Source organism: Acinetobacter lwoffii (genome assembly GCF_024129855.1).
Taxonomy (GTDB): domain Bacteria; phylum Pseudomonadota; class Gammaproteobacteria; order Pseudomonadales; family Moraxellaceae; genus Acinetobacter; species Acinetobacter lwoffii_L.
Genome location: NZ_JAMXXC010000012.1, coordinates 54,487 through 77,878 on the forward strand (window position 1 = coordinate 54,487; position 23,392 = coordinate 77,878).

A 23,392-nucleotide genomic window follows, 5' to 3' on the forward strand; every position below is an offset into this window, starting at 1 on the left:
CTATAAAAGCGAATAATTTGAACATGATTGATTGTGAATTAATTACAGTGTAATTTTCATATTGTTTATTCTAATTAAAAGAAACTTATCTCGCCCCTTGGGCACTTTTGGGTTGTAGTGGTGAATGCATGAAGCATGATAAATTTGAACAGGGAGCTGTGAGTCGGTCTAAGCCACTGACGTCATCATCACTGATCGCACCCCACGTTCACTTGTCTGAATCGGTTTTATTAAAAAATCTGATCGATGCCTTACCGCAACCCTTGTGGGTCAGCAACAAAAAACATCTGCAATATTTTAACGATGCCTTGACTGATTATCTTGGCGTGAACCTGAATGAACAGGGTCATCCACAATGGCAGAGTTTTATCCATGCCGAGGACTTGCAGCTATTTTTAGCGCAGTGGCATGCTGCGCTGGATCAGCATCAGAATTTTGAAACCCAGTGCCGGATTAAACGCAGTGATAGCCATTATCGCATGTGTAGCCTGGCGGTAAAATTTCATCATGAACCTGAACATTTGCTGCAATGGGCCGTTTCCCTGACCGATGTGCATGATTATTTTGAAATCCAGCAGCAACTTTCTCAGATTGTTTCAACCCAGGAAAACATGCTGGATGCCAGCGCAGACTGCATTAACATTATCAGCCCTGAAGGCGAGATTCGACATAGCAACCAGTCTGGCTGTCTGGCACAAGTAAGTGAGACCGCAGGACAAAATCAAGACCGTTCATTGTGCTGGCTAAATCGTTTAAGCCCTGAAGCCCGAAAATCCGGGCAACGTGCTCTGAAACAGGCAGCCCAAGGCTTAAACAGCCGTTTTTCCAGCAAAGTTCAGATTAAAGATCAACCGATCCAGTATTGGGATCATCTGCTGACCCCGATTCTGGATCAGCAGAATATTACCCAAAATATCCTCTGTGTATCACGCAATATCAGTCAGCAAAAAATTGCAGAAACGCGGTTAAAAGAAGTAATTAAACGTGATGAACTGACTGGCCTGTATAATCGCAGTACCTTCTATAAAACCTTTAAGCAGGTGCTGTTAAAGGCCAAACAACAGCAGACCATGGCAGGTTTACTGCTGATTGATCTGGACTATTTCCGGCATATTAATGACACCTTGGGCCATATTGCCGGCGATCATCTGTTACATGTCTTAGGCAAACGCTTCCAGACTTGTTTCGGTCCGAATACCATCATCGCCCGTTTGGGTGGTGATGAATTTGTTGTACTGGTCAAAAATTTGGAAAGTGAAGAGCAACTGCTGGCAACGGCGCAAATGGCCTATGCCCAGCTAGATCAGCCCATTAATTATGTCGGCAATAGCATCAGCAGTGCCATGAGTATAGGCTGTGCCATCTATCCACGTGATGCCTTAAATACCTCGAATCTGCTGAAATGTGCCGATATCGCCTTAAATGACCTGAAAAATAGTGGTCGTGGTGGCATCCGCATGTTTAATCAGGAAATGTGTGGATCACTGGAAAATATGACCAAGCAGCTGACTCTGGCACGCAAGATTATTCTCGCCGATCAGATCATTCCCTATTACCAGCCCAAGGTCCGTCTTTCTGATGGTGCAGTGATCGGTTTTGAAGCGCTATTACGCTGGCAAGATCAGAATCAGAACATTCAGTTACCTTCCGAAATTTTTGGCGCCTTTCAGGACTATGAGCTGGCCTCACGCATCAGTGAAACCATGCAGCTGAAAGTTTTCGCCGACATGAGCCGCTGGCAGGCCCAAGGTCTGGATCTGTTGCCAATTTCCATCAATGCTGCACCGGTTGAATTCCTGCGCGATGACTATGCCGAAAAACTGTTGGCACGCCTGTCCAATTTCGATATCCCAGCTCACAAAGTTGAACTGGAAATTACCGAACAGAGCCTGTCCGAGCATGATGCCAATTATGTGGTTCGCGCCCTGAACCTGCTGAAACAGGCCGGAATCCAGATTTCGCTGGATGATTTCGGCACTGGACATTCTTCGCTGACCCGCTTGCAGGACTATCCGGTGGGTTGCATCAAGATTGACCGCAACTTTGTAGAACGCATGAACAGTGACCCATCTGCCCTGGCCATTGTCAAAGCCATTACCCAGATTGGCTCCAGTATTGCACTGGATGTTCTGGTCGAAGGAATTGAGAATACAGAACAGCTGGATACCCTGATCCATTGTGACTGTCAGATTGGACAAGGCTTCTATTTCTATCGTCCGATGGCCGGTGCTTCGGCCCAGGCTCTACTCCATCCGGCAGATCAATAAACGAATCACGCAGGCAGATTCAACGCACCCAGCGTACGATATAATCTTCAATGTCGTCTTGATGAATATCTGCTTCACTCAGGCAGCGCCCTGCTGCCGACTTGCGTGCCTGAATCACGCTTTCTCGTGAACCGCTAATCAGATAATGCCAGGATGGCAGGCTTTTGCCCTGCTCTACCCGGCGATAGGCACAACTCGAAGGCAACCAGTGAATCGTTTCCAGCTTCTCTGGCATGAGCTGAATACAGTCAGGCACATACTGCAAGCGATCTGGATAATTGGAGCAACGTGCAGTGCTACAATCCAGTAGCTTACATGCCACTTTGGTATAGGCGACTTCCTGAGTATCTTCATCTTCCAGTTTAATCAGACAACACAACCCACAACCATCACATAAGGCCTCCCACTCGACTTGCGTCAGTTCAGCAAGTGAATAGTTTTTCCAGAATTCGGGACGTAAAGTATCGCTCATGATCGGGCCGGAATATTCAAAAATCAGCTGATTATAACAGCCAGAACCCTGCAGACCTACTGTCTCAAATTTTTATTGTTATCACGTAAACTATTGTTAAATCAGAGACAGTTCATCAACACAACACTAACAGTTGCTGGAATCGTTTATTTCTATACTAAATTTGAAAATAAAAACACATGGAGAATATATATGTTTCGCTGGGCTATTATTTTTGCTGTTATTGCATTAATTGCGAGTCTACTTGGTTTCGGTGGCGTCGCAGGCTTGTCTAAGGATTTTGCGATTATCTTGTTGGTAATTGCGGTGATTCTTGCGATCGTTGGTTTTCTTTCGCGCGGCAAGGTCTAGATTTACGCTAGACCTTTTCAAAGCAAGTGTTAGCTTTCAAAAAAAACAAGAGCCTTCTGGCTCTTGTTTTTTTATGGGTATTTTAATGATCTGTTTTGATCAAAAATACTTCTTTTAAGATGAACTTAAGGCTTTAAATGACGTGGTCTAAAACCTGCCACCAGCAAGGCTGCAACATACGCTACCACACCGACAACACATAAGATCAATACTTCTACCACACGCATCCATTGTGATACATCTGCGTTATACCAACTCAGGGCATAGGCCAGAGCCGCAATCATCACCACATTGGCAAACATGAATTGCAGGAAGATTTTTTTCCAGTGCGAACCAAAACGGAAAATATCACGCTTATGCAGATAATAATAAAGCAGACCAGCATTGACCATCGCTGAACCTGTCGAGGCCAGCGCAAGGGCCATATGCTCCGCTTCCCAGTCAATCAGCTTGAACAAGCCGATAAAGATCACGTTCAGAATCGCATTGGCTGCCACAGCCATCAGACCGACACGCACCGGGGTTCTGGTATCCTGCTTTGCATAAAACCCGGGCGCAAAGACTTTAATCAACATAAAGGCAATCACACCACCGCTCATACATTGCAGCGCCAAAGCCGTCATCTGGGTATCTTCAAAGGTGAACTGGCCACGTTCAAATAGAGCTTGAATAATCGGGGTCGACAGCATAAATAGTGCAATACTGGCGGGTAGGCCAGCCATCACAATCACTTTAGCTGCCCAGTCCATCATGCCACGGAATTTTTCCGGATTTTGCTCGGTATGCCGTGCCGATAACGACGGCAAAATCACGGTACCAATTGCAACACCGATCAGACCCAGCGGCAATTCGGTCATACGCTCGGCACTATACAGCCAGGATACCGAACCATCCTGCATGAATGAAGCCCAAATGGTATTTAACAATAGATTAATTTGCGTGACAGATACACCAAATAATGCCGGTAGCATCAACTTCATGATGCGATCAACGCCTTCATGCTTGAAGTCAATTTTCGGTGGAATCAGCAGATTTTTACGCCACAATTCAGGAATTTGGATCGCCAGCTGTAAAATACCGGCAATGATCACAGCCCAGCCCAGCGCCATAATCGGCTCGGCCATATAAGGCGTAAGCCAGAGCGCCCCGGCAATCATCGCCACATTCAGCAAGACCGGCGCAAATGCCGGGGTACTAAAAGAGCCATAACTGTTCAGAATACTGCTGGCAAAAGCCGTCAGTGACATGAACAGCAAATAAGGAATGGTCAGGCGGAACATGTCGGTCGCCAGAGCGAACTTTTCAGGATCGCTATGGAAACCGGGCGCATAGATATACATAATCAATGGCGCAGCAATGATCGCGACCATGGTCAGCGTGGTCATGACCGTGGCCAGACAGCCAAACACCCGGCTAATCAGGATCTGGACTTCGGTATGCGTGCGACTGGTTTTATATTCAGTCAGTACCGGAATAAATGCCTGTGAAAATGCGCCTTCGGCAAATAAACGCCTGAAAAAGTTTGGAATACGAAATGCGACTACGAAGGTATCGAAGTCTTTACCAGCACCAAAGACATTCAGTAAAACAATATCTCGAACCAATCCCAGTACGCGTGACAACATGGTCATCGCACTGACAATGACGGTCGAACGCCAAAGCGCCATCCTCTTCACCTAATGTATAAATTTGTGGTTATTGTAATGAAACTTTTGTCAGAAGTTCATTGCTTAATTTCATCGCTCAAGCGAGCTTGAGGTGTTTTTATAATGCTGTAACTGTGCACGAAAATCAGCCCAGTTAAAATATGGTCCCGGATCGGTCTTGCGGCCCGGTGCAATATCCGAATGTCCGGCAATATGCTGCTGAATCTTGGAATAATGCTGTTGAAGACAGGCCGTGACTTTCACCAAGGCCTGATATTGTTCAGCTGCAAAAGGCAAGTCATCACTGCCTTCCAGTTCGATCCCGATCGAATAATCATTACATTCTTTTTTGCCCAAATAGCTCGAGCGGCCGGCATGCCAGGCACGGTCATTGAAATTAACAAATTGCAGTACTTCTCCCGTTCTTAAAATTAGCAGATGGGTCGACACCTGCATCCCTTCAATGGTTTGAAAATAAGGATGTACGGACCAGTCCAGCTGATTCTGAAAAAACTGTTCAATATAACCACCGCCAAACTGTGAAGGTGGCAGGCTGATATTGTGAATCACCAGCAATTGAATCTCGGTCTGTTCTGGCCGCTGATTAAAATTGGGAGACGGGATTTGACGTGCACCGATTAGTTGCCCGTCCTTGACCTGAAACTCAGCTGCCTGTTGCATAAAACCGTTCTCCCCAAAAATAAAATCTGCAAGATCAGCATTGCAGCCGGCTTCATGCTAAAACTTTCAAGGAGAAATCTCAATTCATCCCAGCAAACTGGATGAAAAATCGCTCATCTTTTATGTAACGGTGCTAAGATAAGGCGCAATTTTCACGGCTTAAAAAAGATACGGAAATACTCATGCGCATATCTCAAGCTTTGCTAGACCAGTCCATTCAGATCAATATTCAACAAGCACTTTCAGAAGATATCGGTGAAGGCGATATTACCGCCCTGCTGACTCCTGAAGATGAACAGGCCACTGCCACTATCATTAGCCGTGAAGACATGGTTTTGGCCGGCCAGCCTTGGGTAAATGCCTTGATTCAGGCCTATGATCCAAGTATTGAAGTGATCTGGCTGAAAAATGATGGCGATCATGTTCAAGCCAATCAAGCATTTTTAAAACTGGCCGGATCTGCACGTAGCTTACTCACCGTGGAGCGCCCTGCGCTAAACTTTGTCCAGACGCTGTCTGCGGTTGCGACTAAAACCGCCCACTATGTCAAAGAGCTGCAAGGTTTAAACACCAAATTATTAGATACTCGTAAAACGCTTCCGGGTCTGCGTATCGCACAAAAATATGCCGTGGCCATTGGCGGTGGCCAGAATCACCGTTTGGGCCTGTTTGATGCCTTCTTGATTAAAGAAAATCATATTATGGCAGCGGGTGGCATTGCGCAGGCGATTGCCAAGGCCCATCAAATTGCACCGGGTAAGCCTGTCGAAGTTGAAGTCGAAACCTGGGATGAACTAAATCAGGCACTCGAAGCCCAGGCTGATATTGTAATGCTGGATAATTTCAGTCAGCAGCAAATGATTGATGCAGTGCAACACGTAGCTGGTCGCTGCAAACTGGAAGCCTCTGGCAACATCACCATTGATAATTTACGTGAAGTCGCGAGTACCGGCGTAGATTATATTTCTATGGGTGTATTGACCAAAGATATCAAAGCCATTGATCTGTCGATGCGTTTCAATGCTTAAACCTAAATGGGATAGATGACCGTAGAGGGTGCGAAGCACCCTTTTTTATTTTTAGAAAATTTTTTTGCGTATATTTTGCTCAATTTTCTATTTTAGACCTTAATCATCATCGTCATCCCGATTACCTCGGCGATCGCGGTCATCATCGTCACCATCACGGTCGTTATATCTTCCGTTATCCTCATCACGATCCTGATTTAACACTGAACGCTCGTCATCTTCACGATTATTGCCCCAGTCACAGGCAGTTAATCCAAACACGCCCAGCAATGAAATTGCACAAAGCCACTGTTTCATGTCGCATTCCTCATTGTGTTCTCATCTGATCCAATATCGATGCAAAACCAGTTCAGATATAGCCGATTCATGTCGACTTTTTGTCAGGAAGTTTTGTAATGTAGTTTTTGAATACAGGTGCAGAGTGAAATTTCAGGCATAAAAAAACGCATCCAGAGATGCGTTTATTAACATGGGATGGATTACCAGCCTAGAGCTTCTTGCTGTTTTTTCACCAGTTCCTGAATGCCTTTCTCGGCCATTTCCAGCATGGCATTCGATTGTGCACGGGTAAATGGCTTATCTTCAGCAGTACCTTGAATTTCAATAAATTCACCAGCCTGAGTCATCACCACGTTCAAATCGGTTTGACAGTTTGAATCTTCTTCATAGCAAAGATCCAGTAATACTTCATCTTTGAAAATACCCACAGAAACCGCAGCCACCAAACCTTTTAATGGATCATGTTTGATTTTCTTTCTTTCCAGCAAGACGTTCATGGCATCGACCAAAGCCACCGCAGCACCAGTAATCGCTGCAGTACGGGTGCCGCCATCAGCCTGAATTACGTCACAGTCGATAGTAATGGTATTTTCACCCAGCTTTTTCAGATCGACCATTGAGCGCAAGCTACGACCAATCAGACGCTGAATTTCCTGAGTACGGCCACTCTGTTTGCCACGTGCCGCTTCACGGTCACTACGGGTATGAGTTGAACGTGGCAACATGCCATATTCAGCAGTCACCCAGCCTTGGCCCTGACCTTTGAGGAAACGCGGTACAGAACTATCCACACTGGCAGTACAGAGTACTTTGGTATGACCAAATTCAACCAATACAGAGCCTTCCGCATAACGTGTATAGTTACGGGTAATTTTCACTTCACGTAATTGATCTAATGCTCGCTGGTCGATACGCATAATAAGTCCTGTATGGGTTCAAAATAATTGCGGCTCAGTATAGCAGAAGCCTTTGCCAAGATTAGGCAGCCTGGTGATTCATTTACAAAATCAATGCATCAGCTCGCTACGAGATGTCAAAATTCTGCCGATCTGTGGCACTACGATTTGATTTAATTTTTGCTAGACTAAAACTCCCTATGAGGGAAGCCAGTGACAGGAAACCCATTTATGTCCTTACGTGAAGATCGCAAGCAGCAAAGTCATCAGGCACTACTCGATGCGACACTAGCATTCAGCAGTCAGGGCCGCGCTTTCAGCACGATCAGCCTACGTGAAGTCGCGAATGCAGTCGGAGTAGTACCGACGGCGTTCTATCGGCACTTTCAGGATATGAACCAGTTGGGTCTGGAATTGCTGGATCAGGTTGCGATTCATATCAAGGGCGTACTCAATCAGCTGGGGCAGGCTTATCTGTATCAGCCGAATACTCGAACCCACACCGGGCTTGAGCTCTTCTTTCAGGCCGTCGAATATCATCCTGAACCCTGGATTTTTTTTGTGGCAGAACGTTGGGGCGGTTCGGACGTGTTACGTGTCGGCATTGAACGGGAAATTCATTTTCTGGCTGAAGATGTCATGCATGAACTGGCCAAGATGCAATCTACCCGACATATTCAGGCATCACAGGACTTGCAGGCTCTGGCACAGATGCTGATTGAACTGTCCCTGAACTGGGCCATGGGCTGGATTCATCTGCAGCATCAGGTTGATCCAGAGCTGCGCCGCGCTCAATCCAATGCCTTTAAAACCCAAAGCGTGCTACAGATGCAGCTCTTGCTACGTGGCATTTTGCACTGGTACCGGCGACCTGCCAAAACAGTTGAAACCGCAAGCCCTGTGCTCAATGAAGCGGTCATTCCCCCTGCCTAAATAAAAAAACCTGCATCATGATGCAGGTTTTTTTTACTGATCGTCAGTTCAGACTTATTTGGCTTTACGCTCTTTTTCGATCAAGTAATTCACCACCTGAATGACTTTGGCATCATTACCCTGCACAATATATTTACCATTCACGGTCACTGCCGGAACACCACTTAACTGATACTGAGCAGCCAGATTTTTGGCTTGGGCAATTTTCGAAGTGATCGGGAAAGATTTATAAGTGCTGTTAAATTTCGCTTCAGGAATACCATAGCGGGTATAGAACTTGGCCAATTGCGCCTGTTCTAAAATTGGACGTTGCTTATCATGAATATCATGGAATAATTGTAAATGTGCTTTTTGACGCACACCCAATGCTTCAGACACATAATAAGCACGCGCTGCCTGCTCCCAGAGTGGATTCATTGCAGCCGGCGTACGTACAAAACGTACATCTTTTGGTAATTTTTTCAACCAGCCCTGCATATGTGGTTCAAGCGCGAAACAGTGACCACAGCCGTACCAGAAGAATTCACGTACCTCAATTCTGCCCGGTTTTTCGACTTTGACTGGTTTTGCAACCACCTGATAGTCCTGACCTGCCACAAAATTGGCCATAGCATTGCCTGAAAAGGCCAAAACAGATGCGGCAACAGCGCCTAAAAGGAATTTTTTCATTCGGATTATCGTCCTCTAAATCATTATGCTTAGTTTATGTGTTCACTATAAATCAATTATGCCGGTTTCGTTTTCATTCTGTGAACTTTTTTGCTGCTTTTATCGCTTTTTCTGCCAGAATCGCTACACTAAACCATCGGACTGATTTTCAAGGTTTTAAATCAGTTTCTCTGGCCATTCGGCACATACATATTTTTAGTTAATCACGACTGATTGAGGTGACACCGATGTCGCAATTGAATGTTGATCCACAAGAAATTGCCAAGTTTGAAGCATTTGCAGCTATATGGTGGGATCAGCATTCCGAGTTCCGCCCCTTGCACATGATTAATCCACTGCGTTTAAACTGGATTGATGAACATGCCGGAGGCCTGAGCGGCAAAAAAGTGCTGGATGTCGGCTGTGGTGGCGGTATTCTGGCCGAAAGCATGGCGCGACGCGGTGCCGATGTACTCGGGATTGATATGGGCGCAGCCCCTTTAAATGTGGCACGCATCCATGCCGAACAGGAAGGTGTGAACAATATTGAATATCGTCAGGTGCCGGTTGAGCAACTGGCAGAGGAACAGGCTGGCCAATATGACATCGTGACCTGCATGGAAATGCTAGAGCATGTGCCAGATCCGGCATCGATTATTCAGGCCTGTCACAAGCTGGTCAAGCCAGGTGGTCATGTATTCTTCTCGACCATTAACCGTAATCCAAAGTCCTATTTATTTGCGATTATCGGGGCAGAATATGTCTTGCGCATGCTGGCCAAAGGCACCCATGATTACAGCAAATTTATCAAGCCGTCTGAACTGGCACATGATATTCGTAACGCTGGTTTAAAGCTCAAAGACATGACCGGTCTGCACTATAATCCGCTGACCAAGCGTTATTGGCTGGCACCGAATGTTGATGTGAACTACATGGTTTATACCGTGAAAGATAGCGCAGCAGAGACCACAGCATGAAAGCCGTTTTATTTGACCTAGATGGAACCCTGATTGATACCGCTGCCGATTTTATCCGAATTATCCAGCAGATGTGCCGTGAAGAAGGCCGCCCACTGGTTGCACCCGAGCTGATTCGTACCCAGGTCTCCGAAGGCGCTCGCGCTATGGTGAAACTGGTTTATCCGGAACTGCAACTGGAAGATCCGGTCTTTCTGCAACACCGTCAGCGCTTTCTGGACATGTACGGCGCAGATATTGCGGTCGATACCGATCTGTTTGATGGCATGTATCCATTACTTGAAAAGCTAGAGGAAAATGACATTCCTTGGGGGATTGTGACCAATAAACCGCGCTGGCTCAGCGAGGCTTTACTGCAAGCGCTGAACCTGAGTGAACGCTGCGCAGTGCTGGTATGTCCGGAAGATGTCACTCGGACCAAACCCGATCCTGAACCGATGTATCTGGCAGCCAAGCAACTGAATCTTGCCGCGGAAGACTGTATCTATGTCGGAGATCATCCCCGAGATATTGATGCCGGCCGTCATGCCCAGATGCTGACCATTCTGGCTGCTTATGGTTATTTGCCGTTGCAATACAAAGACGATTTAAACGCCTGGCAGGCCGACCATATCGTGCATACTGTGACAGAATTACATCAATTGATTCAGACACTAGTACTGAAGCAGCATACTGCGGTATCTTGAACGCTTAACACTAAATAATAAGAAGTGAGGAGGTAGATAATGAAATATTCAGCATATCAACCTCGCCCCGATCTGCTCAAGGATCGTATCATCCTAATCACAGGTGCGGGCGATGGCATTGGACGTGCAGCAGCAATCAGTTATGCCTTGCATGGCGCAACTGTGGTGCTGCATGGGCGTACCTTAAACAAGCTCGAAGTCATTTATGATGAAATTGAAAGTTTGGGTGCGCCGCAACCTGCCATCTTGCCGCTACAACTATCGAGTGCGTCAGAACGTGATTATGAGCTTTTGCTCGATACGCTAGACCGTCAGTTTGGTCGTCTGGACGGCATTCTGCACAATGCCGGCATTTTAGGCGAACGGGTTCCCTTGGCGGATTATCCGGTCAATGTCTGGGATGATGTGATGGCGGTCAATCTGCGTGCACCCTTTGTCATGACCCAAGCGCTGTTACCGTTATTATCCAAATCCGAACATGCTTCTGTGGTTTTTGCCAGCTCAGGTGTAGGCCGCGAAGCCCGCGAACGCTGGGGTGCCTATTCGGTTTCTAAAATTGCTATTGAAGCGGTAAGCCAGTTATTTGCCAAAGAGCAGGTACATCCAAATATCCGTTATAACTGCATCAATCCCGGAGCAACGCGGACTGCCATGCGCGCCAAGGCCTATCCGAACGAAGATCCGAAAACCCTGCCTACCCCCGATTCAATCATGCCGGCTTATCTATATTTGATGGGTAACGACAGTCTGCATATGAATGGCCAGAGTATTGATGCACAGGATTAAGTAATTCTGTCTGTCATTCAGGGAGCAATCGCTCCCTTTTTATTTCATTTTTAGTCATATTCAGCGCATAAATCTTAAGTAAGTTCACCCCGCTCGCATTGAGTTTCATTAAAATAACAGCATACTAAGCCCCACTATATTTCACTCGAGTGCATCATGACTGAATTAAACAATATTACGGTGACCCATTTAGACGATGGCATGGTGTCGCTGCTGATTGATCAACAGCCTATTTCAGAGAAATACGGCACCAAGTTTGAAGCCAGTATCGTGGATGACATCAAAGCACTCGAAAATGCTCAGAAACTCAAATTGTTCGAGCAATTTGTATTTTCACATCAGGATCTGAATTTTGAACATGCCTATTATTATGTGACTGGCATTGAAAAATTAGACGACAGTTATCGTCTGGCCAAGCATTTTGTTTATCGCATTAAAATTGAAGGTCAGCCAGAAATCGAACATGTCATCAGCAATCAGGGCAAAGCCATGACGGCCGAGGATGTACGTGCCTTTATTCAGGCGCATGTGCAGAAATCACTCAACGATTATACTGACCTGAACTACGCTTATTAAAAGTCGGGTCATTGAATAATCTTGGGCACTTTTCGATAAAGTGCCCTTTTTTTCTTAAAATCCTGCAAAAAATAACAATAAATCGGATTTACATATTAAATATATAAAATTATACGGTTTTCCAAATCAAACTCATTGAACTATGCTTTCTTGAACCACAGATAGATCAAATCAGGAGCGCAGCATGGCTGACCAAAAACGTAAAATTGAAACGATTCACCGGATTGAACAGTTTCAGTTATCTGAAGCATTGATTGTGGCACTTGATGATGCTCTTCAAGCTGAATCGGTGGCTGAAGCAATCCAGTCCTTGCAGGGTTTGGCAGAACAATGGAATTAATCTCAAACTAAACTGGCAAAATTCTTTGCCGTTTCAGTAAATCATGAACTTTTTTCTTGCTGATTCAATGCTGTTTTTTTGAGCTAAATCATCGATTTTCGCTTGCATGTTGGCCCTTGCTTTGATGAGATAAGGACATAGCTCGATAGGCCACTTTATAGAAGTGATGCCGTCGCCTAAAGTCATGTAAAAACATGACATCATCATAATATCTCTGCATTTGTTATAAAAATTGTGCCTGTTCTTCACAGTTTCTCTGCAATTTTTCCGTACATTAGGCACTGTAGAAGATGAACAATTTAATGAGGGTTCAACATGAAAAAGGTTTTGGTGGCACTGGCAATTTCTTGCAGTACATTCATGCTGAGCAATGTCGTCATCGCTGCCCCTCATTTCAATGATGAATCCCGTATGGATTCACGTCATGGTCATGACAAGAAGAAAGCCCGTGAGTTCCGAGAGGAAGAGCAACAGGATAACCGCCGTATGCGTGAAGAACGTGGGGTGAAACGCCTGCAACAGTTACGCTGGCAGCCGGGTTATGTGATGCCACAGCATTATCGTGGCAATGGCTATAAAGTTGAATACAAAGACCATCGCCTGCCTCGACCTGACCGCAAGCAGCAATGGTACAAAGTCAATAATGACTACATTCTGGTGGATTCTGAAAACAACAGCATTATCCGCATCGTGGGTGACTAGTTCAGAAGTGTATTCACATTTAATCTTCTTTAAGGCCCAACGATGTTTGGGCTTTTTTATTTCACTGGCTGAAATTTTTATCCGCAAATCTCGCTGCTTTTCCAGTTTTCAGACTGCGTGATTCATCTACTAAATTTCTTCATGAATTTAACAATTTAACTAAATAGCCCTCACGCTTTCTATGTACTTGTTCGCTAATTTAGTCTCATCGAAATTAGATACACATCTTAAGGTGAGAGCCATGAAAAAAGTCTTAACTACAATCGCGTTATCTCTAAGTGCTTTGTTAGCTACTTCTGCAATGGCAGCACCACAGTATGACTCGCGTTATGACCATAATCCGCATAAATCAGCGCCACACTGGAATGCCAAAGATAGCAAGAAATGGAATGACGACCGTCGCTGGAATGATGACCGCCGTCATAACAACCGTATGGTCAATCCAAGCCGTGACTGGCGCGTAGGACAAACTTTACCACGCCAATATGACAACAACCGTTTTGAAGTGAGCGATCGCGAAGCACGCCGTTTGCCAAATACCGGTCGTTTCCAGCAATGGTACAAGGTCAACAATGACTACGTTCTGGTCAATGAGCGTACCAACAAAATTGTACGAATCATTAACTAAGATTTCTCCATTACTGCTCGTCTTGCAGACACCTGAAGTCCCCTTCAGGTGTTTTTTTATATCTGCACTTCCACTTGCGTTTTTTTTCATTAGAATCAAAGCTGGATCTTCAATCATTGAAATAGGCACAGCATGACTTCAGCAGAAACGTCACAAAGCACAACTTTGCAATATGTGCACTGGTTTCGCCATTCTGCGCCTTATATCAATGCGCACCGCAACAAAACCTTTGTAATCATGTTTGATGGCGAAGCCGTCTTAAATGATAACTTTCAGCATATTATTCACGATATTGCCTTATTACATTCTTTGGGCATTCGGCTGATTCTGGTACATGGTGCACGTCCGCAAATTAACCAGAATCTGGCTCAAAGCCAGATTACGACGCCTTTTTACCAGCAGCGTCGGGTCACCACACGTGAATCTTTAAGCTGCGTGATGAATGCCGTCGGTTCGATCCGCCTACAAATTGAAGCACTGCTGTCTATGGGACTGGCCAATTCGCCGATGTATGGCGCCCGGATTGATACCGTTTCAGGGAATTTTGTCACCGCCAAGCCGTATGGCATCCGCGATGGTATCGATTTTCAGTTGACCGGTGAAGTGCGCGCGGTTGATACCGATGCGATTCAGCGCCATCTGGACAGTCATAATATTGTGGTGCTTGGCCCGACCGGTTATTCCACTACCGGAGAAGTTTTTAATCTGCTGGCTGAAGAAGTGGCTACCAAAACGGCGATTCGCCTTAAGGCAGATAAACTGATTTTTCTCGGTAAGCAGCATGGTCTGATGGACAGTAACGGCCAACTCAAACGCGAAGTGACACCGCAACAACTGGATGATTTTATTCCGGTCGAACAAGATGCGCTTGAAAGAGGACTACAATTGAAAGCCGCACAGGAAGCCTCAATGAACGGCGTACATCGGGTGCATCTGATTTCTTATGCCTATGATGGTGCCCTGCTGGAAGAGCTGTTCACCCGGGATGGTTCCGGAACTCTGGTCACCGACGCGCATTATGAAGAAGTGCGGATGGCCGATATTCAGGATGTCGGTGGCCTGATCGGTTTGCTGCGTCCACTGGAAGAAGAAGGCATTCTGGTCTATCGTTCGCGTGAACGCCTAGAAAATGAAATCAACCAGTTTGCCGTAATCGAACGGGACGGCATGATTCTGGCCTGTGCCGCCCTCTACCCGATTCCGACGACAGGGGATGAATTGCGTTCTGCAGAAATTGCCTGTGTTGCGGTACATCCCAGTTATCGCAAGTCTAATCGGGGTAGCCAGATCCTGCATTATCTAGAAGAAAAAGCCAAAAGCATGCAGATTCAGCAACTGTTTATTTTAACTACCCGCACCGCGCACTGGTTTCTAGAACAAGGCTTTGAACCGGCTTCAGTCGATGACCTGCCGGATGCCCGTCAGGCATTTTACAATTATCAACGTAATTCAATTGTTTGCAAAAAGTCACTTTAAAGTGGCTTTTTCTTTCAGTGCTTTAGCTTAATTTTAGATAAAGATATCTGGCAATCTCGCTTTAAATTTTAAAATTCTATTACTCGTTTTTAGCTAAACATATCAATAGATTAGATTTAAAAAAATAACTATAAATTTCATAGGTTTGATTAATTTAAATATTAAATCTTCATTTTTATATAAATCACTTTTCTGCATAAGTTTTGCGCTTTTTTATTTATCTTTTTTCTTCATTAGAAATTCCTGAATAGTTATTTTTTTAGAAAAACAAAAACGATTAGCGTGTGTCTAAGTTTTCATTCACTAGCTTTTCACTTTCGGGAGTTTTGATTCATGCGCCAATCTCATGTTCAGTTTTTAACAAAGACTGCGGTACTCGGTACCGCGATGGCTGGTGTCATGATGCTTTCAGGCTGCTCGAAAAAAGAAGAGACCATTACCCTGAATATCGGTTTCCAAAAATACGGCATATTACCTATTTTAAAAGAACGCGGCACGCTGGAAACCAGCTTAAAACAGCAAGGGGTCAATGTGAAATGGGTAGAATTTCCGGCCGGCCCACAACTGCTTGAGGGCCTGAATGTTGGCAGCGTCTCTTTTGGTGAAGCCGGTGAAGCACCGCCAATTTTTGCCCAGGCGGCCAACTCAAATCTGGTCTATGTGGCCAATCAGCCGCAAGCGCCTAAGGCAGAAGCCTTAATTGTACCGAAAGATTCGCCGATTGAGTCTATTCAAGATCTGAAAGGCAAACGGGTAGCCCTGAACAAAGGTTCAAACGTGCATTACTTACTATTAAAAGTTCTGGAAGCCAACCAGCTTGGCCTTGATGATATCGAAGTGATCTATTTACCACCTTCCGATGCACGTGCTGCATTTGAACGTGGTGCAGTCGATGCCTGGGTGATCTGGGATCCGTTTTTTGCAGCTGCTGAACATCAGATTGGTGCGCGTGTCATTGCCAGCGGTGAAAATGTGGTGAGCAATCATCAGTTCTATCTGGCAGATCGCAAGTTCGCAGAAAGCCATCCTCAGGTGGTACAGGCGGTTGTCAATGAACTAAATCTGACCACGGACTGGGTCGCAAAAAATCAGGATGCAGCCGCACAGTTACTGCAAAAACCGACAGGTCTAGCCGTCGATGTCTTAAAAACCTCTATTTCACGCATGGGCTTCGGTGTTAAACCCCTCACGACTGACGTGATTCAAAAACAGCAACAGGTCGCCGATGCGTTTTATGCGCAGCAGCTGATTCCACAAAAGCTGAATATTGATGCAGCAATTATTAAATAACAGCAGAATAATTCGAGAATAAAGATGAGTCATTTAAAAACAGTTTCTTATATCAGTTTAGCGTTATTGAGCTTTAGTCTGACTGGCTGTCAGAAACAGGAAGCACAGCAAAAGACTGCTGCAGACACCAAAGCAACACAACCGGTAAAAACCATTGCGATTGGCTTTCAGAAATCAGCCTTGAATCTGCTGGTGGCACGCGATGAAAAGCTATTAGAACAACAATTCCCGAATGCCAAAATTGAATGGAAAGAGTTTCCGGCAGGTCCACAAATGCTGGAAGCCTTAGCGGTCGGTGCAGTGGATTATGGCTATGTGGGAAATACTCCGCCTATTTTTGCACAGGCGGCAGACAAAGCCCTGAGCTACGTGGCCTTTGAAAAAGTGGCGGGAAATTCTTTGGCCGTGGTCGTGCCGAAAGACAGTGCGATTCAAAACATTCAACAGTTGAAAGGAAAACGGATCGCGGTTCAAAAAGGTTCAAGTGCCCATGAACTTCTGGCCAAAACCCTGGAAAAAGCAGGATTGGAGTGGTCAGAGATTCAAGCCATTTGGCTTCCCCCTGCGGATGCACGTGCTGCTTTTGACAAAAAAGCCATTGATGCCTGGGCAATCTGGGATCCCTTTCTGGGTGCAGCCGAGTTCGACAGCAAGGTTAAGGTGCTGATTGAATCCAGTGACTTTCCACAAACCTACTCCTTTTATATCGGCAATCCCGAATTTATTCAGAAGCATCCGGATAGCCCCGGGAAGTTTATCCAGGCTTTAAATGCATCTGACCAGTGGATTCTTAAAAACCAGGCTGTAGCTCTAGATATTTATCAGAAAAGTACCGGTCTGAAATCGGAGGTAGCAAAGATTGCATTTGAGCGTCGTCTTAAACCTTCGCCGGTACAACCATTAACGACGGAAGTGATCAAAGCCCAACAGAATATTGCCGATCTCTTCCAGCAGGTTCAACTGATTCCCAAAACCATCAGCGTCCAGCAACAGATCTGGTCGCCAGCAGCCACACATTGATGAACAAACAAGATGATTTAATTTAAGGAATATCACATGAAAATTTTCTGGTTTATCCCAACACATGGCGACAGTCGTTACTTAGGCACCAGCAAGGGTGCACGTGTTGTAGATCATGCCTACATGAAGCAGATTGCCGTTGCGGTAGATAACTTAGGTTATGACGGTGTCCTGATTCCAACCGGCCGTTCTTGTGAAGATCCCTGGTTAACCGCAGCCAGCCTGATTGACGCGACCAAAAAATTAAAATTCCTGGTGGCCCTGCGTCCGGGCGTGACCACCCCGGCACTGGCTGCACGTATGGCCGCGACCTTTGACCGTTTATCTAATAGCCGGGTGCTGCTCAATCTGGTCACTGGCGGTGACGAACAGGAACTAAAAGGTGACGGCGTCTATGAAGATCACACAACCCGCTATAAAACGGCGACCGAATACACTACCATCTGGCGTGAAATTTTAAAACGCTCGCATACTGGTGAAAGCTTCACATTCCATGGCGAACGCTTGAGTGTCGATGATGCAAAATTGCTGTATCCACCCATTCAGCAGCCGCATCCGCCTTTATGGTTTGGTGGCTCATCGGATGATGCCATTGAGCTGGCCACGGATCAGGTCGATACTTACTTGACCTGGGGCGAGCCACCGGCAGCAGTCAAAGAAAAAATTGCAGTGGTAAAAGCCAAGGCTGCAGCTAAAGGTCGTGAACTGAATTACGGGATCCGTTTACACGTGATCGTACGCGAAACCAATGAGCAGGCCTGGGCGGCGGCTGAAGAACTGATTCAATATGTGGATGATGCCACTATCGCTGCAGCGCAAGCCAAGTTCAAATCCATGGACTCGGTCGGTCAGCGCCGTATGGCAGAACTGCACAATGGCGATCGCAGCAAACTCGAAGTTTCTCCAAACCTCTGGGCAGGTGTGGGTCTGGTTCGTGGTGGTGCAGGTACGGCACTGGTCGGCGATCCGGAAACTGTCGCTGCACGTATCCAGGAATATGCCGATCTGGGGATCAGCACCTTTATTTTCTCAGGCTATCCACATCTGGAAGAATCCATCCGTTTTGCAGAACTGGTATTCCCTTTACTTCCACTGGAAACCCAGCAAAAACTCACTCAACCAAACTTGACCGGTCCATTTGGTGAAATCGTGGCGAACAACTACACACCGGACGAGAACAAGCAGGCTGAGAAAATTAAGGAGTCTGCTTAATGTCAAAAGTCGTTTCCGTTGAAACCCTGACCCCAAAGCAGGTTTCACGTGGAACAATTCTGGGGCAGCATCTGCTGCCCTGGCTGGTTCCAATTTTCTTGATTGCAGTTTGGCAAATTGCCTCTAGCACAGGCCTGCTGGAAAGCAGGATTCTGCCTGCACCGAGTGCCGTGGTTTTAGCCTTCTGGAATTTATTGCTCAGCGGTGAACTGTGGACGCATGTGCAAGTCAGTGCAGGACGTGCCATTAGCGGATTATTGGTAGGTGGTGGTTTGGGCCTATTGCTGGGTCTGTTAAATGGTTCATCCAAAACTGCCTCTACCCTGCTCGACACCACCTTGCAGATGATCCGCAATATTCCTGCACTGGCACTGATCCCCCTCGTCATCTTATGGTTCGGGATTGATGAATCCTCCAAATTGTTTCTGGTGGCGATTGGTGTATTTTTCCCAATTTATATCAATACCTATCACGGCATCCGCTCGGTCGATCCACAATTAATCGAGATGGGAAAAAGCTATGGTTTAAGCCGCTGGCAGCTTTATAGAGAAATTATTCTGCCGGGTGCGATGCCGTCAATTCTGGTCGGCCTGCGTTTTTCTCTGGGTCTGGTCTGGGTATTGTTAATCGTGGCCGAAACCATTTCCGCCCAGTCTGGTATTGGTTATATGACCATGAATGCACGTGAATTTTTGCAAACTGACGTGGTTCTGGTGGGTATTTTATTGTATGCCCTGCTCGGCAAACTGGCCGATGTCCTAGCAGTAGCTTTAGAACGATTTTTACTGCGCTGGCATGCCGGCTATCAAAAATAAAGAATAAATGAGGAGCATGTGATGACTGATCTCAGTTTAGGGCGTCATGCTAATGACCCGATTGCACCACTTGAAACACCTACGGCAGATATCAATCCTGCTGCAGTACTCGGTGCCGAAATTATCATTGAACAGCTGCACAAGTTTTACGGCTCGGTCAAGGTTCTGGAAGATCTGGACCTGCATATCCAGCCGGGTGAATTTCTGGCAATTGTCGGTCGCAGCGGTTGTGGTAAAAGTACCTTATTGCGCCTGATTGCCGATCTGGAACAGCAAAGCTACGGCGAAATCAAGTTTAAGTCAGCCCGGCATATTCGCGAAGGCATTACTGCCGATGATATCCGAGTGATGTTTCAGGACCCACGCCTGCTGCCTTGGCGTAGCATCGAACAGAATGTGCAGTTAGGCCTGGGTAAAGAGCAGCATGCCAAAGCCTCTCAAATGCTGGAAAAAGTCGGCCTAAAAGAAAAAGCTGGACTGTGGCCTTCACAGCTTTCTGGAGGACAACGGCAACGTACCGCCTTGGCGCGGGCATTATCGCATCAGCCGCGTATTCTGTTGCTGGATGAACCACTCGGTGCTCTGGATGCCCTGACACGTCTGGAAATGCAAAACCTGATTGAGCGCTTATGGACCGAACAAGGCTTTACCGTCATTCTGGTCACGCATGATGTCAGTGAAGCAGTACAACTGGCAGACCGGATTATCTTGCTGGACAAAGGCCATATTGCCAAAGAATTTAAGGTCAATTTGCCACGTCCCCGGCAAAAAAGTGTGACATTTGCAGAACTAGAACAGCAGGTCTTGCAGGCAGTTTTAGCGACCTGAATACCCAATCCAACCTAAAATCGCGCATGGTTTTGGGTCTTATTCTTATAAAAATACATTTATCTCAATAAGAGAACATTTTTATCAGATTCATTTCAGTATTATTCCTCTCTTGCATTGATGAAGAAAAAAAATGAATAAATGAAGTATTTTCAGAAACTTGAATTTTTCTCCTGGTATAGATGCATTTAGCCTGTTTAAAATATTGATCTAGATAATAAATCATCATTATTCAAAAAATTAGCCTGTGACTGTGTGCACAAATCTGATGATTTGCCGTACAATTGAGGATTCCCTTTTTCATTGTTTTTTATATTTGCTAATGGAACAAAAAAAGAGTACTCAAAAACGCAATCAGCTGCTAAATGCTGCACTAGACGTATTTTCCCTATATGGTTTTAATGGGGCAAGTCTGGATGAAATCGCACAAATTGCAGAAATGCATAAGTCGAATATTTTCTATTATTATGAAAATAAAGAAGCCCTGTATGTTGAGGTGTTAACCACCGTTCTACAAAAATGGTTGGCGCCTTTACAAACCCTTGAAGCTGAACTTGAACCTGAAGAAGCGATCACCAATTATTTGATGCAAAAAATTGAAGTGTCGCGTACCCAGCCTAAAGCATCCCGTTTATTTGCTTTGGAGGTGATTCAAGGTGCACCGCATATTCTGGAAATTTTAAAAGGTCCACTGAAAAAACTGGTCAAGCGTAAAGCCAAAGTAATTTCCAACTGGCAGGAGCAAGGCAAGATTTCTGCAGATATTGATCCTGAGTTACTGATTCTGAATATTTGGGCGATTACCCAGAACTATGCAGACTTTGCGACGCAAATGGAAATGGTCACGGGTAAAACTTTGCGTAACCGCAGCATGCAGCAACGCATTATCCAGCATACGGTACACATGATGTTATACGGCGTGATTCCACGCAAGGATAAATAAGCAAGCGCTTCTGATTGGCACACGACCATAGCTGCTATGGTCGCCGAGCAAACTTGACCTTCCTATTTATTTTACCATTTGATATAAATCTAATAATTTTTTCGCACCTAGCAACAGATTTTCTTCCCAATCCAGATGCGCAGTCTCATTGGCTCCATCACTAATGTATTTCACTGAAATCAGCCGAACGCCCAGCTTTTTACAGACTTTTGCCAAAGCATAGCCTTCCATATCGACCAGATTACACGCCACTTTTGAAATACCGGTTTCAAAGCTGTCGCCTGTGCCACAAATTCCTTTCGGCAAATGGTCAAAGAAAGCATCCAGCTCAATCGCACCCGGGAAATGCTGATCCATCGGGGTTATGCCGACTTCAAAACCGAGGGGTGAAACATCCATATCACGCTGTACAAATTGCGTGACTTCGACCAGTTCATGCGCATTAAAATGCGAACTCCCCGCGCTTCCCAAATTCAGCAAGGTACTGCAATCGGTGTTCTGAATCACCTCAAAAGCTTTAAAGGCCGCGTTGACTTTACCAATCCCGCTGTAATGCACCTGAATGCCTTCTGCTTCAAACAAGCCTTTGGATTCATTGGGTAGAGCCATGATGAGCGCCAGATCGGACATTTGAAACACCTGATATCAAGAAAAACGCAGACATTAGAAAACAAAAATGGCGGAATGAAAAGCACCAGTACCCAGATCGGACCTGCTCAACCTCTAAAAATAGAACCCAGCTCGATTTTCAAAGAAGATGAATTTTCAAGAAAAATATTGCATAAAAACACAACAACAAGACGAAAGCGCGAGATTATGGCAATATATAGCCTCTCGATATTTCTAAGCACTTGATTTGCCCATGCAGCTGCTCCGTCTAAATGCTTTAGCCTCTCATTCTGAATTACCCAAAACTGCCGTGACCATCGGTAATTTTGACGGCGTGCATTTAGGCCATCAGGCGATGATCCGTCAGCTGCAACAGGTGGCCAAAGCACAGGGTTTAAAATCTGTAGTGATGATTTTCGAGCCGCAACCGCTTGAATACTTTCAGGGTTATGATGCCCCACCGCGTATTTCATCGTTGCGTGAAAAAGTTGAATACCTGACTGAGCTGGGTGTGGACTATATCGCGGTGGCGAAATTTGACCATACTTTCCGCAGCCTGACTGCAGAAGCTTTTGCTGACATTTTAAAAGAAAAACTGAATGCTCGGCATCTGGTCTTAGGCGATGATTTTCACTTTGGTAAAAACCGTCAGGGCAATAGCGAATTCCTGCGCAATTACGGCTTTGAAGTGACCAATTTAAATACCATTGCTTTGGATGGTGAACGCGTCAGTTCCACCCGGATTCGCCAGACCTTGCAAGCCGGTGATTTAGCCTTGGCCGCACAATTGTTGGGTCGTCCCTATAGCATTACCGGGCGGGTGCAATATGGTGATCAGATTGGTCGAACCATTGATTTCCCCACTATTAATGTACGGCTCAACCGTCATAAGCCCTGCCTGAAAGGGATTTATGGGGTTGAAGTTATTTGCGAAACCTTATCCTTAAAAGACAAAGTAAAAGCCGACTCTGCAGCGCAAACAGGTATCGCGGGTTATGACCCAACTGCCCTGTTTGGGGCAGGTCATGTCGGCACACGTCCAGCCATTAAACAAGCACATCCAGAATGGCGATTAGAAGTACATTTTCCAGATGTTTCTGCTAATCTGTATGGCCTGTTGATGCGGGTGACGTTCTTAAACTATTTACATGGCGAAAAGGACTATCCTTCGCTTGAAGCGCTAAAAGCCGGAATTGATGATGATGTCGAGAAACTGCTTGAGTTTCGTCGAAATCACCCCACATTTCCCTTTTAATATCCCATATTTTTATTGTAAAACGTGTCAGTGACATAACTGATTAGA

The 23,392-nt window shown here is 45.6% G+C and carries 26 protein-coding genes; 19 read left to right on the forward strand and 7 right to left on the reverse strand.

All coding sequences use genetic code 11. The annotated features are described in order from the left end of the window. The first annotated feature begins 128 nt into the window (after positions 1 to 128). Entirely contained in the window at positions 129 to 2,267 is a 2,139-nt protein-coding gene (locus tag NI465_RS10310) for a putative bifunctional diguanylate cyclase/phosphodiesterase (protein ID WP_253145187.1), read from the forward strand. Between the two features lie 19 nt (positions 2,268 to 2,286). Here the strand turns inward: NI465_RS10310 and NI465_RS10315 are convergent, their stop codons facing one another. Further along, positions 2,287 to 2,739 (reverse strand): YcgN family cysteine cluster protein, encoded by a 453-nt coding sequence (locus NI465_RS10315; RefSeq protein WP_253145188.1) that lies wholly within the window; start codon positions 2,737 to 2,739, stop codon positions 2,287 to 2,289. Between the two features lie 192 nt (positions 2,740 to 2,931). On the opposite strand from NI465_RS10315, the gene NI465_RS10320 reads away from it, so the two are divergent. Further along, the gene (locus NI465_RS10320) at positions 2,932 to 3,090 is read left to right on the forward strand and encodes a DUF1328 domain-containing protein (RefSeq protein ID WP_004647174.1); all 159 of its coding nucleotides are present in this window, start codon (positions 2,932 to 2,934) and stop codon (positions 3,088 to 3,090) included. Positions 3,091 to 3,215: 125 nt separating this feature from the next. On the opposite strand, the gene murJ is transcribed toward NI465_RS10320, so the two are convergent. Together murJ and ampD are read right to left on the reverse strand one after the other, a co-directional pair. Next, positions 3,216 to 4,766: a murein biosynthesis integral membrane protein MurJ gene (murJ, locus tag NI465_RS10325; RefSeq protein ID WP_213686593.1), complete on the reverse strand. Its 1,551-nt coding sequence runs from the start codon at positions 4,764 to 4,766 to the stop codon at positions 3,216 to 3,218. 60 nt (positions 4,767 to 4,826) lie between these two features. Continuing rightward, complete coding sequence (gene ampD / locus NI465_RS10330) at positions 4,827 to 5,417, reverse strand: 1,6-anhydro-N-acetylmuramyl-L-alanine amidase AmpD (protein ID WP_004729058.1); 591 nt, start codon at positions 5,415 to 5,417, stop codon at positions 4,827 to 4,829. A gap of 182 nt (positions 5,418 to 5,599) precedes the next feature. Here ampD and nadC point away from each other — a divergent pair, with 182 nt between their 5' ends. After that, positions 5,600 to 6,445 carry a carboxylating nicotinate-nucleotide diphosphorylase gene (gene nadC, locus NI465_RS10335; protein ID WP_253145190.1) on the forward strand — a complete coding sequence of 282 codons (846 nt, stop codon included), beginning with the start codon at positions 5,600 to 5,602 and terminating at the stop codon, positions 6,443 to 6,445. A gap of 99 nt (positions 6,446 to 6,544) precedes the next feature. Here nadC and NI465_RS10340 read toward each other — a convergent pair whose 3' ends face one another. Both NI465_RS10340 and rph read right to left on the reverse strand, forming a co-directional pair. Then, the gene (locus tag NI465_RS10340) at positions 6,545 to 6,742 is read right to left on the reverse strand and encodes a hypothetical protein (protein WP_004281239.1); all 198 of its coding nucleotides are present in this window, start codon (positions 6,740 to 6,742) and stop codon (positions 6,545 to 6,547) included. Between the two features lie 182 nt (positions 6,743 to 6,924). After that, a complete protein-coding gene (gene rph, locus NI465_RS10345; RefSeq protein ID WP_004281238.1) occupies positions 6,925 to 7,641 on the reverse strand; it encodes a ribonuclease PH in 717 nt (238 codons plus the stop codon). Positions 7,642 to 7,851: 210 nt separating this feature from the next. Between rph and NI465_RS10350 the strand changes: the two genes are divergently transcribed. Then, positions 7,852 to 8,553 (forward strand): TetR family transcriptional regulator, encoded by a 702-nt coding sequence (locus tag NI465_RS10350; protein ID WP_085064426.1) that lies wholly within the window; start codon positions 7,852 to 7,854, stop codon positions 8,551 to 8,553. Between the two features lie 54 nt (positions 8,554 to 8,607). Here NI465_RS10350 and NI465_RS10355 read toward each other — a convergent pair whose 3' ends face one another. Next, positions 8,608 to 9,222, reverse strand: a complete 615-nt coding sequence (locus NI465_RS10355; protein ID WP_004281236.1) for a thiol:disulfide interchange protein DsbA/DsbL — start codon at positions 9,220 to 9,222, stop codon at positions 8,608 to 8,610. A 227-nt stretch (positions 9,223 to 9,449) separates the two neighbouring features. Here NI465_RS10355 and ubiG point away from each other — a divergent pair, with 227 nt between their 5' ends. From ubiG to NI465_RS10425, 14 genes are all read left to right on the forward strand, one after another. Next, positions 9,450 to 10,178, forward strand: a complete 729-nt coding sequence (ubiG, locus tag NI465_RS10360; RefSeq protein ID WP_004729050.1) for a bifunctional 2-polyprenyl-6-hydroxyphenol methylase/3-demethylubiquinol 3-O-methyltransferase UbiG — start codon at positions 9,450 to 9,452, stop codon at positions 10,176 to 10,178. Then, positions 10,175 to 10,864, forward strand: a complete 690-nt coding sequence (locus tag NI465_RS10365) for an HAD family hydrolase (protein ID WP_253145192.1) — start codon at positions 10,175 to 10,177, stop codon at positions 10,862 to 10,864. The genes ubiG and NI465_RS10365 overlap by 4 nt, the downstream gene beginning before the upstream one ends. A gap of 39 nt (positions 10,865 to 10,903) precedes the next feature. Next, a complete protein-coding gene (locus NI465_RS10370) occupies positions 10,904 to 11,650 on the forward strand; it encodes a YciK family oxidoreductase (protein WP_005094903.1) in 747 nt (248 codons plus the stop codon). A 156-nt stretch (positions 11,651 to 11,806) separates the two neighbouring features. Next, entirely contained in the window at positions 11,807 to 12,226 is a 420-nt protein-coding gene (locus tag NI465_RS10375) for a hypothetical protein (RefSeq protein WP_004281232.1), read from the forward strand. Between the two features lie 184 nt (positions 12,227 to 12,410). Continuing rightward, a complete protein-coding gene (locus tag NI465_RS10380; protein WP_253145194.1) occupies positions 12,411 to 12,566 on the forward strand; it encodes a hypothetical protein in 156 nt (51 codons plus the stop codon). Between the two features lie 315 nt (positions 12,567 to 12,881). Further along, complete coding sequence (locus NI465_RS10385) at positions 12,882 to 13,268, forward strand: RcnB family protein (RefSeq protein WP_005105288.1); 387 nt, start codon at positions 12,882 to 12,884, stop codon at positions 13,266 to 13,268. Between the two features lie 241 nt (positions 13,269 to 13,509). Next, entirely contained in the window at positions 13,510 to 13,896 is a 387-nt protein-coding gene (locus tag NI465_RS10390) for an RcnB family protein (RefSeq protein ID WP_005105287.1), read from the forward strand. Between the two features lie 132 nt (positions 13,897 to 14,028). Continuing rightward, positions 14,029 to 15,372 (forward strand): amino-acid N-acetyltransferase, encoded by a 1,344-nt coding sequence (argA, locus tag NI465_RS10395; protein WP_004729045.1) that lies wholly within the window; start codon positions 14,029 to 14,031, stop codon positions 15,370 to 15,372. A gap of 333 nt (positions 15,373 to 15,705) precedes the next feature. Continuing rightward, positions 15,706 to 16,662, forward strand: coding sequence for a sulfonate ABC transporter substrate-binding protein (locus NI465_RS10400; protein ID WP_253145196.1), 957 nt, complete (start codon positions 15,706 to 15,708; stop codon positions 16,660 to 16,662). 24 nt (positions 16,663 to 16,686) lie between these two features. After that, on the forward strand, positions 16,687 to 17,682 hold the full coding sequence (locus NI465_RS10405) for an aliphatic sulfonate ABC transporter substrate-binding protein (RefSeq protein ID WP_004729043.1): 996 nt from the start codon (positions 16,687 to 16,689) through the stop codon (positions 17,680 to 17,682). A 36-nt stretch (positions 17,683 to 17,718) separates the two neighbouring features. Further along, complete coding sequence (ssuD, locus tag NI465_RS10410; protein WP_253145198.1) at positions 17,719 to 18,894, forward strand: FMNH2-dependent alkanesulfonate monooxygenase; 1,176 nt, start codon at positions 17,719 to 17,721, stop codon at positions 18,892 to 18,894. Next, on the forward strand, positions 18,894 to 19,709 hold the full coding sequence (gene ssuC / locus NI465_RS10415; RefSeq protein ID WP_253145200.1) for an aliphatic sulfonate ABC transporter permease SsuC: 816 nt from the start codon (positions 18,894 to 18,896) through the stop codon (positions 19,707 to 19,709). The genes ssuD and ssuC overlap by 1 nt, the downstream gene beginning before the upstream one ends. 21 nt (positions 19,710 to 19,730) lie before the next feature. Beyond that, positions 19,731 to 20,537, forward strand: coding sequence for an ABC transporter ATP-binding protein (locus tag NI465_RS10420; protein ID WP_253145202.1), 807 nt, complete (start codon positions 19,731 to 19,733; stop codon positions 20,535 to 20,537). A 322-nt stretch (positions 20,538 to 20,859) separates the two neighbouring features. Then, the gene (locus tag NI465_RS10425; protein WP_253145204.1) at positions 20,860 to 21,480 is read left to right on the forward strand and encodes a TetR family transcriptional regulator C-terminal domain-containing protein; all 621 of its coding nucleotides are present in this window, start codon (positions 20,860 to 20,862) and stop codon (positions 21,478 to 21,480) included. A gap of 66 nt (positions 21,481 to 21,546) precedes the next feature. Here the strand turns inward: NI465_RS10425 and NI465_RS10430 are convergent, their stop codons facing one another. Beyond that, the gene (locus NI465_RS10430) at positions 21,547 to 22,110 is read right to left on the reverse strand and encodes a 5'-methylthioadenosine/S-adenosylhomocysteine nucleosidase family protein (protein WP_253145206.1); all 564 of its coding nucleotides are present in this window, start codon (positions 22,108 to 22,110) and stop codon (positions 21,547 to 21,549) included. Between the two features lie 232 nt (positions 22,111 to 22,342). Here NI465_RS10430 and ribF point away from each other — a divergent pair, with 232 nt between their 5' ends. Beyond that, positions 22,343 to 23,344, forward strand: a complete 1,002-nt coding sequence (ribF, locus tag NI465_RS10435) for a bifunctional riboflavin kinase/FAD synthetase (RefSeq protein WP_086044246.1) — start codon at positions 22,343 to 22,345, stop codon at positions 23,342 to 23,344. Positions 23,345 to 23,392 lie beyond the last annotated feature (48 nt).